A 13,908-nucleotide genomic window follows, 5' to 3' on the forward strand; every position below is an offset into this window, starting at 1 on the left:
CGGGGAGTGCTCACCACTCCAGCGCCAGGCTCACCGCCAAGTTACGCCCGGGCGATGTGTAGCGGTCGACGATGACGGAGCTGGCCGAGACCAGCGGCATGTCGCCCGCGTCGAAATACTTGCGATCGGCCAGGTTGAACACGCCGGCGTTGAGCTTGGCACCCGGCGCGAAGTTCCAGTGCGCCATCAGATCGAGCACGCCATAGCCGGGTGTTTCCCGATAAGGCACGCCCGGCGTGGTGGCCGACGGCAGACGATCCTTGCGAGCGACGAAACGCCCCGCGAGCTCCGCCCCCCAGACATTGCTGTCGTAGGCCACGCCCAGCGTCGCGGTGAACGGATCGATCGAAGCCAGCGGCTCGTCCGCGGTGCGGTCGTCACCGCGCGCGTAGGCGGCGGCGCCGTGCAGCGACCAGCCCTGCATGCGTTCCGACAAGGTGCCCAGGTCGACACCGGCCTTGACCTCCGCGCCATAGATGCGCGCATCGGCGATGTTCTGCGACTGGAACACCTGCAGCCCCTCGGCGTTGAAGCCGATGAAGCGGAACGATTCGATGAAATCCTTGTACTTGTTGTAATAGGTGGACACGCTGACGTGCACGGCATCGCCGACGAAGCGCACGCCCGCTTCCAGCCCATTACTGGTTTCCGGCTTCAGATCCGGATTGGCGATCGCGGTATAGCCGAACTGCAGATTGGTGAAGCCGATATTGACGTCGTTGTACGGCGGCGAGCGGAAACCGCGCGAATAACCGCCGAACAACGACCACTTGTCGGCGAAGTGCCACACCGCGCCGAGCTTCGGCGACACGCTGGTCTTGGTGAGATCGGAAATCGCCACGCCGGGATTGTCCTCGCGGAAGATCGCGTCCGACTGCGGATTCAATTCGTAACGGTCCACGCGCACGGCGGGAATCAGGCGGAACTTGTCGTCGGCGAGACTGATCTCGTCTTGCACGTAGACCGCCGCGGTGGTGGTCTTGCTGATCGGGAAATCGCGAACCGGGAACACGTCCGGCAGCATCGCATTGGTGACTCTGCCGGTATCCAGGTTGTACACGCGGCCATCGCGCTTCTGCCGGGTTTCGGTGCGCGAGACATCGAGTCCGTAGCTCAAGGTGTGCCGTGCGCCGCCGGTGTCGAAATCCTTGTGGAAGTTGGCCTGGATGCCGTAAAGGCGCTGGTCGAAGTTGAACTCGCGTTCGCGGCGCTCGTTGACGCCACGCGAAGTGCGGCGCACCTCGACCGTGTCCTGCGTGGTCTCGCTGTCCTGGCGGTAGATCTGCCAGTCGAGGCTGTCGGCGAAGCCGGCACCCACTTCGCCCATTTCGTGCGCCAGCGCCACGCGCGCGCGCGCCTGGTGATCGTTGCCGGTGACCAGAAGATTGTTGGCGCCGGTGAGCGCCTGCAGGCCGCGCATGCTGAGCAGGTCGGTGTCGACGCTGTCCTCGTTGCCTTCCACCGTCAGCTTGAAGCGTTGCGTGTCGCTCGGCGCGTACACCAGCTTGCTCAGCACGCTGCGGCCGTCGCGATCCTGCGGATCGTTCTGCGTGCGCTGGCTGCCCTCACCGCCGACCGTGCCCATGTTCTCGGTCTCCTTGCCCTGGCGATGGTTCACCGCGACCATCCCTGACCAGCGCTCGCCACCGAACGCGGCGGTGGCGCCGGCGGACAGACCGCTCCAGTCGCTCTCGTAGCCGAACTTCAAGCCGAAGTAGGCGTCCTTGCCGTCCTTCAGATAATCCGAAGGATCCTTGGTCACGAAGGAGACCACGCCGCCGAGCGCGTCGGAGCCGTACAGCGAACTGGTCGGCCCGCGCACCACTTCCACGCGCTTGAGCGTGTCGAGATCGACGAAGTTGCGGTTGGCGCTGGAGAAGCTGCCGATCGAGAACGCGTCGGAGACCGGGATGCCGTCGGTCTGGATGCGCACGCGGTTGCCGCTCAGGCCGCGGATGCGGATGTCGCCGAGGCCGAAGCGGCCGAAGTTGGAGGTGACGCTGATGCCGGGCTCGTAGCGGAACAGGTCCTTCAGGTCGCGCGTCAGCGTCTCGTCCATGCGCACGCGGTCGATCACGTCGACCGTGTTCGGCACATCGGCGATGACACGTTCGGTGCGGGTGGCGCTGACGACGACGCGGTTGAATTCGGTCGCCTCGCTGGCGCCGGCTTCTGGGGCTTCTGGGGCTTCGGCGGCGAGGACGGCATTGGGCAACGCCAGGCACAAGGCCAGGGAGAGAGGATGGAGGCGCATGGAAGGCTCGCGAAAGTTAAAAACGAGGCGAGCTGGGTGAGGAAGCGCGTGCTTAGCGGACGCCTTCAAGGCGTCTGCTGCGCTTCCGAACGCCCGGCCACGGATGGCCGGGCCGGGGCATCCGAAAGTCGGGCGTGTGGCGCCACGGATGGCATCCACTAACCACTTGGCTAGCGATTGGATGTGCCGGCAGAAGGCGGCCGGGCGACGATTTGGCGCCCCACTCCCGACCGGGTACGGGGATTACTTGGTCAGGATGAGCTTGTCGTTGCGGGTATGCCGCAGGCGGTAGCACTCGTTGCCATGACGGATACGCAGTTCGCGCTGGCCCTGCAGCAGGCGGGCGCTGTCGATCTCGATCACCTCCGGCGAGGCAGCCTGCCGGTCGGCGGCGCGCTCGGGCGTGATGGGGGTGACCTGCAATTGCGGGCGGGCGGCGAGCATCAGCATGGCTCCGTCAATAGGAGTGATAGATGCTAATGATTCTCATTTAAATGTCAACAACCCGGTCGGTTACTGCATCGCAGTTTCAATCCGCTTCCAGCCCGCCTCGTCCACCTGCCGCCCGACCTCCAGGGCTTCCAGGTTCTGCAGCAGCTGCTCGATACGGCTGGCGCCGAGGATCACGCTGGACACGTGCGGATTGCGCAGGCACCACGCGATCGCCAGCGGTGCCGGCTTCACGCCCAGCTCGGCGGCCAGCGCCGTGAACGCCCTCGCCCGCTCCAGCCGGCGCGAGGCGGCATCGCCGAGGATCACGCCCTGCAGGTCGCTGTACTGCGGATTCGCCAGCCGCGAATCCGCCGGCACGCCGGCGTTGTACTTGCCGGTCAGCAGACCGGAGGCGAGCGGCGACCACACCGTCGTGCCCAGGCCGAACGCTTCGTAGAGCGGCGCGTATTCCGTTTCGACCGGCTCACGATGCAGCAGGTTGTACTGCGGCTGCTCCATCGTCGGCGGCTGCATGTTGTGTTCGCGCGCGACCGTGAACGCTTCACGCAACTGCCCCGCCGACCAACTCGAAGTGCCCCAGTACAGCACCTTGCCTTGCCGGATCAGCGTATCCATCGCCGCCACGCTTTCGGCGATCGGCACTTCCGGATCGGGGCAATGGCAATAGAACAGATCGAGATAATCCACGCGCAGGCGCTTCAACGCCGCATGACATCCATCGTGCAGATGCTTGCGCGACAACCCGCGCTGCATCGGCCGCGGCGATTCGACCGCGCCATTGAACGCCTTGCTCGACACCGCGAAGCTGTCGCGCGGCAGACGCAGATCGGCGAGCACATCGCCCATGACGCGCTCAGCGCCACCGAAGGCGTAGTTCTCGGCGTGATCGAAATAATTGATGCCGTGATCCCACGCGGCGGCCACCAGATTGCGCGCATCACCACGATCGACGGAATCGCCGAACGTCGCCCACGTTCCGAACGACAACACGGACAACTGCAGGCCCGACGAGCCGAGACGACGATATTCCATGGCGATTCCTCGATCTGTGCGCGGACGCCGGCAAGCGTCTGCTAATGAATGAAGCACAGGCAAAGTTTAGCGTTTTGTAGTGAGTGGCTTGTAGAATGCGCGCCACTTCCTTTCGGGGAGTAGCCCACTCACGACTTTCGTGAGGCTGCGCGTCAACATGCTTGGCTGCGATTTTCGACGGATCGTTCGACGAATCGCCTCGCCATGGCGCGCGAGATGTTCCTTCCGCGACGAATACGCGCGGAAGCGACGATCGGGCAAGACCGAAGGCGGACTGCGCACGCACCCGGACCGGGCCGAGCGCTGTCGGCCTTCGCATGTGCGAGCGCCCGGTCCCGCGAGTTGCAATGGACGCGCTGTACGTCTCCACGTTTTCCGTCGCCCTCGCCGAAATCGGCGACAAGACGCAGTTGCTCGCGCTGCTGCTGGCCGCGCGCTATCGGCGTCCGTGGCCGATCGTCGCCGGCATCCTGCTGTCGACGATTCTCAATCACGCGCTGGCCGGTTCGCTCGGTGCGATGCTGACGCAGTGGCTCTCGCCCGCCGTGCTGCGCTGGGTGGTCGCGGGCAGCTTCCTCGCCGTGGCGCTGTGGACGCTCAAGCCCGACAAGCTGGGCGAGGACGAATCCGCGATTCCCGCGCATGGCGCGTTCATCGCGACCACCATCGCCTTCTTCCTGGCCGAGATCGGCGACAAGACCCAGGTGGCGACGGTGCTGCTGGCGGCGAAGTATTCGCCGCTGTGGGAAGTCGTGGTGGGCACGACGCTCGGCATGCTGTTGGCGAACGTGCCGGTGGTGGTACTGGGGAGCAAGTTCGCCGATCGCCTGCCGCTGAAGGCGGCGCGCATCGTCGCGGCACTGCTGTTCCTGGGGTTGGCCCTCTGGGTGGCGTTTCGAGGACTCGGCTAGGCGACCCGCAGCCGTCCTCTCCTGACCGCCCTCCCCCTTCCCCCGCGTCGCGGGAGAGGGTTTCAAACGAGTTTTGTTGCCCCGGCTGGCGCCGTGCTCTAGGCTGCGCCGACTCTAAAGAAGGTGGGGAACGGGATGGAGGCATTGGGGCGGATTGGATTCGGCCTGTTCGGGCTGGCGGTGCTGATCGGCATCGTCTGGCTGTTTTCGAACAACAAGCGTGCGGTGAACTGGAAGCTGGTCCTCACCGGTATCTCACTGCAGATCGCCTTCGCCGCGCTCGTGCTGCTCGTGCCCGGTGGGCGCGAAGCCTTCAACTCGCTTGGCAATGGCTTCGTGAAGGTGCTGAGCTTCGTCGGCGAAGGTTCCAAGTTCATCTTCGGCGATCTGATGGACACATCGAAGTACGGCTTCATCTTCGCCTTCCAGGTGCTGCCGACGATCATCTTCTTCGCCGCGCTGATGGGCGTGCTGTACCACCTGGGCGTGATGCAGCTGGTGGTGCGGGCGATGGCCTGGGCGATCACCAAGGTGATGAAGGTATCGGGCGCGGAGACCACCAGTGTCTGCGCGAGCGTCTTCATCGGCCAGACCGAGGCGCCGCTGACGGTACGCCCGTACATTCCGAAAATGACCGAATCCGAGCTGATCACGATGATGATCGGCGGCATGGCCCATATCGCCGGCGGCGTGCTGGCGGCCTACGTGGGCATGCTCGGCGGCGGCGATCCGGTGCAGCAGGCCTTCTACGCCAAGCATCTGCTGGCGGCCTCGATCATGGCCGCGCCGGCGACGCTGGTGGTGGCGAAGATCCTGATCCCGGAAACGCAGGAACCGCTGACCCGCGGCACGGTGAAGATGGAAGTGGAGAAGACCACCACCAACATCATCGACGCCGCGGCCGCAGGTGCCGGTGACGGCCTGCGCCTGGCGCTGAACATCGGCGCGATGCTGCTGGCCTTCGTCGCCCTGATCGCGCTGATCAACTGGCCGCTGACCTGGATCGGCGAAGTGACCGGCCTGGCTTCCGCGCTCGGCAAGCCCACCGACCTCGCCTCCATCCTCGGCTGGGTGCTGGCACCGATCGCCTGGGTGATCGGCACGCCGTGGCAGGACGCGACCACGGTCGGTTCGCTGATCGGACAGAAAGTGGTGATCAACGAATTCGTGGCGTACCTGCAGCTGGCTGAAATCGTCAACGGCAAGGTCGCGGGCGTGACGCTGACCGATCAAGGCAGGCTCATTGCGACCTACGCGCTGTGCGGCTTCGCCAACTTCAGCTCGATCGCGATCCAGATCGGCGGCATCGGCGGACTGGCGCCCGAGCGCCGTCACGACCTCGCCCGCTTCGGCCTGCGCGCGGTGCTGGGCGGTTCCGTCGCCACCTTCATGACCGCGACCATCGCCGGCGTGCTCACCTACCTGGGATCGTGATCGTGCCCTCGCGTGCTGTGTCCTCGCGTGTCGTTGTCGTCGGTTCGTTCAATGTCGATCACGTCTGGACGTGCGCAACGCTGCCGCGCGCCGGCGAAACGCTGAGCGGACGCTACGCCACCGGCCCCGGCGGCAAGGGCTTCAACCAGGCCACAGCCTGCGCGCGTGCGGGCGCGGTGACGAGCTTCGTCTGCGCGCTCGGCGAGGATGCGGGCGGCCAGCTGGCGCGTTCGCTGGCCGTCGCCGACGGTATCGATCTGCGCGATTTGCGCAGCGGCGAACCCACCGGCACCGCCGGCATCTATGTCGATGCCGACGGCCGCAACTGCATCGTGATCGGCGCCGGCGCCAACGCGCAGCTGACCGCCGAACACATCGCCGCGCAGGCCGATGCGATCGCCAGCGCCCGTGTCGTGCTCACGCAACTCGAATCGCCGCACGACACTATCGTCGCCACCCTGCGCGCTGCGCGCGCGCATGGCGTGCTTACCCTCTTCAACCCGGCGCCGGCCAACGCCGCGATCTCGCGCGAGCTGCTCGCGCTGAGTGACGTGCTGACGCCGAACGAAAGCGAATTCGCAGGACTGATCGCCCGCCACGTCGGCGAGCGCATCGAGGACGACGCCATCGCCGCGCTCGACCAGGCGCGCCTGCACGCGCTGTGCCGTGATCTGCTGGGCGCGGGCACCGTGGTGGTCACGCTCGGCGCCAGTGGTTGCTTCGTGTCCCATGCCGAAGGCCAGCTGCACGGCGACGAGCGCCCGTTCTATCGGATGCCCGCCGAACAGGTCAAACCCGTCGACACCACCGGTGCCGGCGATGCCTTCAACGGTGCCCTGGCGGCGGCGCTGGCGCTCGCGCCGGACGCACCGTTCGCGCAGCACATCCGTTTCGCCTCGCGTTATGCAGCGCTATCGACCGAACAGGAAGGCGCCGCCGCATCGATGCCGCAGCGCGAAGATGTCGAGACGCGCTTCCCCAGCTGAATGCGAGCGTTTTCGCATTGCGGCACATGACATCGGCGTAGAGTGACAGCGACTCCGGACGCCATCCGGAATCCGCCGTTGCCGTGCATCGGCACGCGCGTCTTTTTCAACACTCCGCTTTCCCACTGCAAGCACACTGGGAGAACGTCATGACTCGCAATCCCTCGTACCACCACACGGCCGCCATCGGTTTGTCTCTCCTCATTGGCTTGATCGCCATCGTCATCAGCGGCAAGGCGCATGGCCTGCACGACACCGCATGGGGAACCGATGCGCGTGTCGCGAACGTCGTCTCGAGCAATCACGCCTGAAGCGAGCCCGCTCCGAAACAATCGTGCCTTGATCCGGTGCGAGGCTCGCGTTTGGCGCTGCCTGGATTTCGGGCGGCATCCGGCATACATCTTCGTTAACAATCCTTGCGCTACCCTGCCGCCGCCATTCCGCCACCCAACCCAAGGAGCCAACGTCAATGGCAGGCAAGTTCGAGATCAGCAAGCGCAGCAACGGCGAATTCCAGTTCGTGCTGAAGGCCGGCAACGGCCAGGTGATCCTCACCAGCGAGGGATATTCGGCCAAGGCCTCGTGCACGAACGGCGTCGAATCCGTGCGCAAGAACAGCCAGGACGATCAACGCTACGATCGCAAGACCGCCAGCAACGGCAAGCTCTTCTTCAACCTGACGGCGAGCAATGGCCAGGTCATCGGCAGCAGCCAGATGTACGCGGACGACAGCGGCCGCGGCAACGGCATCGCTTCGGTGAAGGAAAACGCACCCGGCGCCACGGTCGACGACCAGACCGCCTGATCCGCAAACGTTTCCGCTCAGACAAGGCCCGCGCATCGCGGGCCTTGTTCGTTTAAGCACCTGCTCGAAGGCCGGCACTATCAAACGAGAATGCTTCGCATTAACATACGTCGGTTTGCCGCCTGGACTCCCCACTCCGATGCTCTCCCGCTCCCTCCTCGCCAGCGCGCTGCTGACGGCCCTTGTCATGCCCACCGCTCACGCCGCTGACGAGGTCCGCGAACTCGACCGCGTCACCGTGTCGGCCAGCACCAGCCGCATCCCGCACTCCGAGGCCGCGCTGCCGAACACCATCACCGTGATCGACCAGAAGCAGTTGCAGCAACAGCTCGCCATCACCCAGGACATCTCGCAGGTGCTGGCCAATCTGATCCCTTCGTTCGCGCCGTCGCGGCAGAAGCTGACCAATGCCGGCGAAACCCTGCGCGGGCGCAAGCCGCTGTACTTGATCGACGGCGTGCCGCAATCGACGCCGCTGCGCGAAGGCGGCCGCGACGGACACACCATCGATCCGGCGATGATCGAGCGCATCGAGGTGATCCACGGCGCCAATGCGCTGCAAGGCCTGGGCGCCTCCGGCGGCATCATCAACATCATCACCAAGCGCGCGCCGCGCAAGGACGGTGGCAGCTTCCAGGACGTCTCGATCTCCAGCAGCACCGCGCTGCCGCATGAGCACGACAGCGTCGGCTACCGCGGTTCCTACGTGTTCGGCACGCGCCAAGGCGCATTCGATCTCGTCGGCGGTGCGTCCTACGCGAAGGAAGGCCTGTACTACGACGCCGATGGCCGCTCAATCGCCGTCAGCAATGTGCAGGGCGATCTGATGGATTCCACCGCGACAAATCTGTTCGCGAAGGGCGGATGGAACATCGATGACGAGCGCCGGCTGCAGCTGACCGTCAACCGCTACGAACTGGAAGGCGACGGCGACTACACGGCGGTCGACGGCGACATCGCCGCCGGCGTGCCGGCGACTTCGGCCAAGGGACGGCCGCCGCTGCAGCCGCCGCGCAATCTGTCGACTTCGGTGTCGCTGGATTACACCGACCAATCGTTGTGGGACGGCCATTTCCAGGGCCAGCTGTACTGGTCCGATTTCGAGGGCCGCTACGGCTCCAGCACCTGGATCGATTTCTGGGGCCCGAACAGCGGTGACTGGGACGACCAGTCGCAAAACGTGTCGAAGAAGCTCGGCGGCAAACTCACCTGGTCGCGCGGCGACATCGCCGGCCTGCCGCTGCGGCTCACGCTGGGTCTGGACGCGGCGCGTGACGAGACCTATCAGGAACTGGTGGTCAGCGGCCTGAACTGGGTGCCGAAAACCGTCTACACCTCGCTTTCGCCGCTATTGCAGGCCGAATACCGCATCGGCCCGGTGCAGTTGAACGCGGGCCTGCGCTACGAACACGGCAAGCTGAAGGTCGACGACTACACCACGCTGCCGTTCTACGGCGCCCGTTTCGTCGAAGGCGGCGAACCGACGACCAACGAGACCTTGCTCAACTTCGGCGCGGTCTGGGAAGTCACCGACGCGCTCAAGCTGTACGCGTCGTATTCCGAGGGCTACACCGTCGCCGACATCGGCCGCGTGCTGCGCGCGATCAACCGCCCCGGGCAGCGCGTCGACCAACTGGTCGATCTGCAGCCGGTCATCGCCGACAACCGCGAGATCGGACTGGATTACGAAGACGATCGCTGGGTCGCGCATCTGGCCGCGTACTGGTCGGATTCCGATCTCGGTTCGATCCTGATCCGCGATCCGGCCAGCGGCACCTACAACGTCAACCGGCAGAAGACCAAGATCGACGGCATCGAAGCCAACCTCGCCTACCGGTTCGCCGAATCGGGCCGGATCGGCATCGGCTACGCGCAAGCCGACGGCCGTTACGACACCAACAGCGATGGTCGCGTAGACAGCGATGTGTCCGGCAGCAACATCAGCCCGGATCGCGTCACCGCGTTCTGGGAGCAGCGCTGGACGGAGGATTTCTCCACGCGCCTGCAGGCGAACCGCGCCATCAGCCGCACCTTCAGCACGCTCGGCAAGGCCGACACGCATTTCGACGGCTATGCCACGTTCGATCTGCAAGCCTCGCTGGCGTTGCCGCTGGGCCGGCTCAACCTCGGTGTCGAGAATCTGTTCAGCAAGCAGTACATCACCTACTACGCGCAGACGGTCGCGGTTCCGGTCCGCGACGCCGACGACTATTTCGCCGGTCGTGGCCGCACGCTGACGGTGGGCTGGTCACACCGTTTCTGAGTGACTCATGGTAGCCGCCGCGCCATCCTCGCCCATGCATGCACCGTCGCCGAAACGACGTCTGCGCGCGCTGCTGTCATGGCTGCACCTGTGGGGCGGGTTGAGCATCGGCGTCCTGTTCGCGTTGGTCGCGCTGGCCGGCAGCGTGTTGGTGTTCCATAACGAACTGCTGTGCTGGCAACACCCGCAATTGACCCAGCACCAGCCGCGCGCCGACGGCCGCGTGCTGGCGACGCTGATCGAACGCTGGCAGCCGCAGGGACTGCGCTCGCTCGACCTGCCGCGCAACGATCTGCCGGTCTGGCAGGGCTACTTCGAGGGCGGCCGCCGCGCCTACTTCGCCCCCGAGGACGGCGTGCTGCTGCTGCAACGCACGCCGCACGACGACGTGCTGTTGTGGCTGCACGAATGGCATGTCGAGCTGCTCGGCGGCAAGACCGGCAAGGCAGTGCTGGGCGTGATCGGATGGGCGGCGCTATGCCTGCTGCTGATCGGGCTGTACCTGTGGTGGCCCAAGCGCGGCCGCTGGCTGACGCAGCTGAAAATGCATGCGAACCCGCCTGTGCGGCGCTGGCTTACCTGGCATCGCAGCAGCGGTGCCATGCTGCTGCCGCTGCTGGTGCTGGCCACGCTGACCGGCACGGGCATGGTGTATTCGAACGGATTCCGGGCGGCATTGACCGCGGTGTTCGGCGGCGACGCGACGCGCACGCCCGCGCCGCCAACGCGCATGCTCCCGTCAAGCGAAGTCAGGCTGGACTGGACGCAACTCATCGCGCAAGCCCAAGCCGCCCTGCCCGATGCACGCATCAGCCGGCTCTCCGTGCCGAAACCCAACGACGGCACGATCAACTTCCGTGCCCGCGCCGATGGCGAATGGCATCCGACAGGACGCAGTGAAATCCGTCTCGACCACAGCGGCCGGATTCTGCAGGTCGTCGACGCCACCGCGCAGCCTCTGGGCAATCGCATGCATCAGGCGATTTATCCGCTGCACATCGGCGTCGCGGGCGGTGTCGTGCTGCGATGGCTGCTCGCCTTCACCGGTCTGATGCCCACATTTCTGCTGGTCACCGGCTTCCTGTTCTGGCGACGCCGTCGCGGCAAGCGCTAGCCGATCCGCGACGTCCGCGACCTCAATCCGGCAGTGGAATCGAAGCCTGCGCGAAACTGTATTGCCAGCCATCCGTCGTGCACAGATAAAGATCGCTAAACCACAGCCGGTACTGGAACGGCTTGCGCTTGTCGGTGCCCTTGGCGTGCAGCAGCGCGGTCACCATCGCCACTTCGCCCACGAAGCGCACACTGTGCTCGGAATCATCCTGGCGCTCGTACGCGACATCATCCGCGCGCGCTTCGGCCAGCAGATCGGACTTGCCGTACCGCTTGCCCTTGCCCGTGACCAGCACGAAATCATCCGGCAACAGACGCTCGATCGCCGCGACGTCGCGGTTCTTCACCGCGGCCTGGTATTCCTGATCCAACGCCACGATCGCCGCTTCGTTCTTCGGACATGCCGCGAACGCGGGCAACGCCGTCATCCCTGCCGCCACCAGCCATACCGCTTTCGCAAAACGCGCCATCTCGAATCTCCAGTCCGTCAGCTGCCGCGCAGCATCCGGAACCGGAACGGGACTTGCTGGCCGCTTTCGGACGCCATTCCCGCCTTCGCGACGCGCGCCTTAGAATGCGCGGATGCGGATCGGTTCCTTCTCCATCGCCCCCAAGGTGATCCTCGCGCCAATGGCGGGCGTCACCGACAAACCCTTTCGGCTGCTGTGCAAGCGGCTGGGCGCGGGCATGGCCGTGTCCGAGATGACCACCAGCGATCCGCGCTTCTGGCATACCGAGAAGTCGCTGCGGCGCATGGATCATGTCGACGAGCCCGATCCGGTGAGCGTGCAGATCGCGGGCACCGAGCCCGGAATCATGGCGGAAGCCGCGCGCTACAACGTCGACCATGGCGCGCAGATCATCGACATCAACATGGGCTGCCCGGCGAAGAAGGTGTGCAACGCCTGGGCCGGCTCGGCGCTGATGCGCGACGAGGCGCTGGTGGCACGCATCGTCGAGGCGGTGGTGAAAGCTGTCGACGTGCCGGTGACGTTGAAGATCCGCACCGGCTGGAACGCCGACAACCGCAACGCGCCGACGATCGCGCGCATCGCCGAGGACGCCGGCATCCAGACCCTGGCGGTGCACGGCCGCACCCGCGATCAGCAATACACGGGGCACGCCGAATACGACACCATCGCCGCGATCAAGGCGGCACTGCGCATTCCAGTGATCGCCAATGGCGATATTGACTCACCCGAACGCGCCGCCTTCGTGCTGCGCCAGACCGGCGCCGATGCGGTGATGATCGGCCGCGCCGCGCAGGGGCGGCCGTGGGTCTTCCGCGAGATCGCGCATTACCTCGAAACCGGAGAACATCTGCCGCCTCCCTCGTTGCAGGAAATACGCGACATCCTGCTCGGCCATCTGGAAGCGCTGCACGTTTTCTACGGCGAGATCGCCGGCGTGCGCATCGCGCGCAAGCACCTGGGCTGGTACGCGAAGGACCGGCCCGAGAACGCCGCCTTCCGCGCCGTGGTCAATCGCGCCGAGACGGCGGCGGATCAGATTGCGCTGACACGTGACTACTTCGACGCACTGGCGACGAACGCGGCTTCGCCGTTCCGCGCGGCGGCCTGATTTCAGTTCTTCGCGACCGCCTTTTCGCCTTCCCCGATCGCTTTCGGTTCCTGCCAGATTCGCTGCCACATCTCCGGCAAGCGTTTGCCCGCCTGCCAGGGCCATTTCAGCTGCTCGGGCGGGATCTCGCGCCAGGTCGGGCTGTTGTGCTTGGCCACGGCGAAACGGAACGTGTAATCGGGCTCGCTGCCCATTCGCAGATCGCTCAGCACGAGCTTGTCTTCGTATGTTTCAGCTTTCTGGAAGCCGTGGTTGAACCAGGTCAGCCGCTGCACCACCTTGAAGTCGCGGACCGCGGCGAGCGCCTGCGTATCCGATGGATAGGCACGGAAGCGGATATCTCCTCGATCGGCGACCAGCGAGCGTTCGCCTTCCACGAATCCTTGCGGCGTCATCGCCACCACCCGCCACAGCAGCGTGTTGAACGGCATCGGCACCGAGAAACGCGGCGCGGCACCAAGGCCAATGCGCGCGAGCGCGCGATCGGCTTCGCGTTCGATCATCCACTTGGCAGTCAGCGACCAGCCGACGTAGGCCACACCCAACGCGATGCCAACCACGAGCGCGCGCTGCGCCAGCACCCGCTCGCGCGCGAACCAGGCAACGACGCATGCCACCAGCCACGGCAGCGTGAACAGCGGATCGATGATGAACAAACTCGACCACATCAGCGGCTGCATCGGCAGCGGCCAGAACAGCTGCGTGCCGTAGACGGTGAACGAATCGATCAGCGGATGCGCCATCAGGCAGAGCAGGATCGCCCAGAACCAGCGCGCCGGTTCCTGCGCCACGCGCCCGCCGCGACGCTTGAAGAACGCCCAGATCGCCCAGGCGACGAAGGGCAGCACGAGCCAGGAATGGGTCAGCCCGCGATGGCAGGTCATTTCCGCGACCGGATCGGCGAACAACCGCAGCGGAATCACATCCAGGTCGGGCAAGGTGTTGAGCGCGGCGCCGGCAAGCAGAGCCGCGCGCCGATGCCCGCGCGGCGCGATGGCGGCGGCGATGGCGCCGCCGTAGAACAGATGGGTGATCGAATCCATGCGCCGATGCTAAAGGGTTTCGACGCGAAACTT

The 13,908-nt window shown here is 65.6% G+C and carries 13 protein-coding genes; 8 read left to right on the top strand and 5 right to left on the bottom strand.

Annotated features, from left to right (window positions below; all coding sequences use genetic code 11):
* Positions 1 to 10: 10 nt before the first annotated feature.
* The 3 genes from LG367_RS09610 to LG367_RS09620 all read right to left on the bottom strand — a co-directional run bounded on the left by LG367_RS09610 (position 11) and on the right by LG367_RS09620 (position 3,739).
* Positions 11 to 2,254, bottom strand: a complete 2,244-nt coding sequence (locus tag LG367_RS09610) for a TonB-dependent hemoglobin/transferrin/lactoferrin family receptor (RefSeq protein WP_226469021.1) — start codon at positions 2,252 to 2,254, stop codon at positions 11 to 13.
* 243 nt (positions 2,255 to 2,497) lie between these two features.
* On the bottom strand, positions 2,498 to 2,698 hold the full coding sequence (gene hemP, locus LG367_RS18630) for a hemin uptake protein HemP (protein ID WP_319004012.1): 201 nt from the start codon (positions 2,696 to 2,698) through the stop codon (positions 2,498 to 2,500).
* 69 nt (positions 2,699 to 2,767) lie between these two features.
* A complete protein-coding gene (locus tag LG367_RS09620; RefSeq protein WP_226469022.1) occupies positions 2,768 to 3,739 on the bottom strand; it encodes an aldo/keto reductase in 972 nt (323 codons plus the stop codon).
* 347 nt (positions 3,740 to 4,086) lie between these two features.
* Between LG367_RS09620 and LG367_RS09625 the strand changes: the two genes are divergently transcribed.
* From LG367_RS09625 to LG367_RS09660, 7 genes are all read left to right on the top strand, one after another.
* Positions 4,087 to 4,650 carry a TMEM165/GDT1 family protein gene (locus tag LG367_RS09625; protein WP_226469023.1) on the top strand — a complete coding sequence of 188 codons (564 nt, stop codon included), beginning with the start codon at positions 4,087 to 4,089 and terminating at the stop codon, positions 4,648 to 4,650.
* A 135-nt stretch (positions 4,651 to 4,785) separates the two neighbouring features.
* Entirely contained in the window at positions 4,786 to 6,084 is a 1,299-nt protein-coding gene (locus LG367_RS09630; RefSeq protein ID WP_226469024.1) for a NupC/NupG family nucleoside CNT transporter, read from the top strand.
* 17 nt (positions 6,085 to 6,101) lie between these two features.
* Positions 6,102 to 7,070: a ribokinase gene (locus LG367_RS09635; protein ID WP_226469267.1), complete on the top strand. Its 969-nt coding sequence runs from the start codon at positions 6,102 to 6,104 to the stop codon at positions 7,068 to 7,070.
* Positions 7,071 to 7,219: 149 nt separating this feature from the next.
* Positions 7,220 to 7,381, top strand: a complete 162-nt coding sequence (locus tag LG367_RS09640) for a hypothetical protein (protein WP_226469025.1) — start codon at positions 7,220 to 7,222, stop codon at positions 7,379 to 7,381.
* 158 nt (positions 7,382 to 7,539) lie between these two features.
* Complete coding sequence (locus LG367_RS09645) at positions 7,540 to 7,875, top strand: YegP family protein (RefSeq protein WP_226469026.1); 336 nt, start codon at positions 7,540 to 7,542, stop codon at positions 7,873 to 7,875.
* A gap of 187 nt (positions 7,876 to 8,062) precedes the next feature.
* Complete coding sequence (locus LG367_RS09655) at positions 8,063 to 10,138, top strand: TonB-dependent receptor (protein ID WP_264179861.1); 2,076 nt, start codon at positions 8,063 to 8,065, stop codon at positions 10,136 to 10,138.
* 7 nt (positions 10,139 to 10,145) lie between these two features.
* Entirely contained in the window at positions 10,146 to 11,252 is a 1,107-nt protein-coding gene (locus LG367_RS09660; protein WP_226469027.1) for a PepSY-associated TM helix domain-containing protein, read from the top strand.
* Between the two features lie 22 nt (positions 11,253 to 11,274).
* Here LG367_RS09660 and LG367_RS09665 read toward each other — a convergent pair whose 3' ends face one another.
* A complete protein-coding gene (locus tag LG367_RS09665) occupies positions 11,275 to 11,721 on the bottom strand; it encodes a nuclear transport factor 2 family protein (protein WP_226469028.1) in 447 nt (148 codons plus the stop codon).
* 112 nt (positions 11,722 to 11,833) lie between these two features.
* On the opposite strand from LG367_RS09665, the gene dusB reads away from it, so the two are divergent.
* Positions 11,834 to 12,832: a tRNA dihydrouridine synthase DusB gene (dusB, locus tag LG367_RS09670; RefSeq protein ID WP_226469029.1), complete on the top strand. Its 999-nt coding sequence runs from the start codon at positions 11,834 to 11,836 to the stop codon at positions 12,830 to 12,832.
* A gap of 2 nt (positions 12,833 to 12,834) precedes the next feature.
* On the opposite strand, the gene LG367_RS09675 is transcribed toward dusB, so the two are convergent.
* Positions 12,835 to 13,875: a metal-dependent hydrolase gene (locus LG367_RS09675; RefSeq protein ID WP_226469030.1), complete on the bottom strand. Its 1,041-nt coding sequence runs from the start codon at positions 13,873 to 13,875 to the stop codon at positions 12,835 to 12,837.
* Between the last annotated feature and the right edge of the window lie 33 nt (positions 13,876 to 13,908).

Origin of the sequence: Luteimonas panaciterrae (genome assembly GCF_020511115.1) — a bacterium.
GTDB lineage: Bacteria > Pseudomonadota > Gammaproteobacteria > Xanthomonadales > Xanthomonadaceae > Luteimonas > Luteimonas panaciterrae.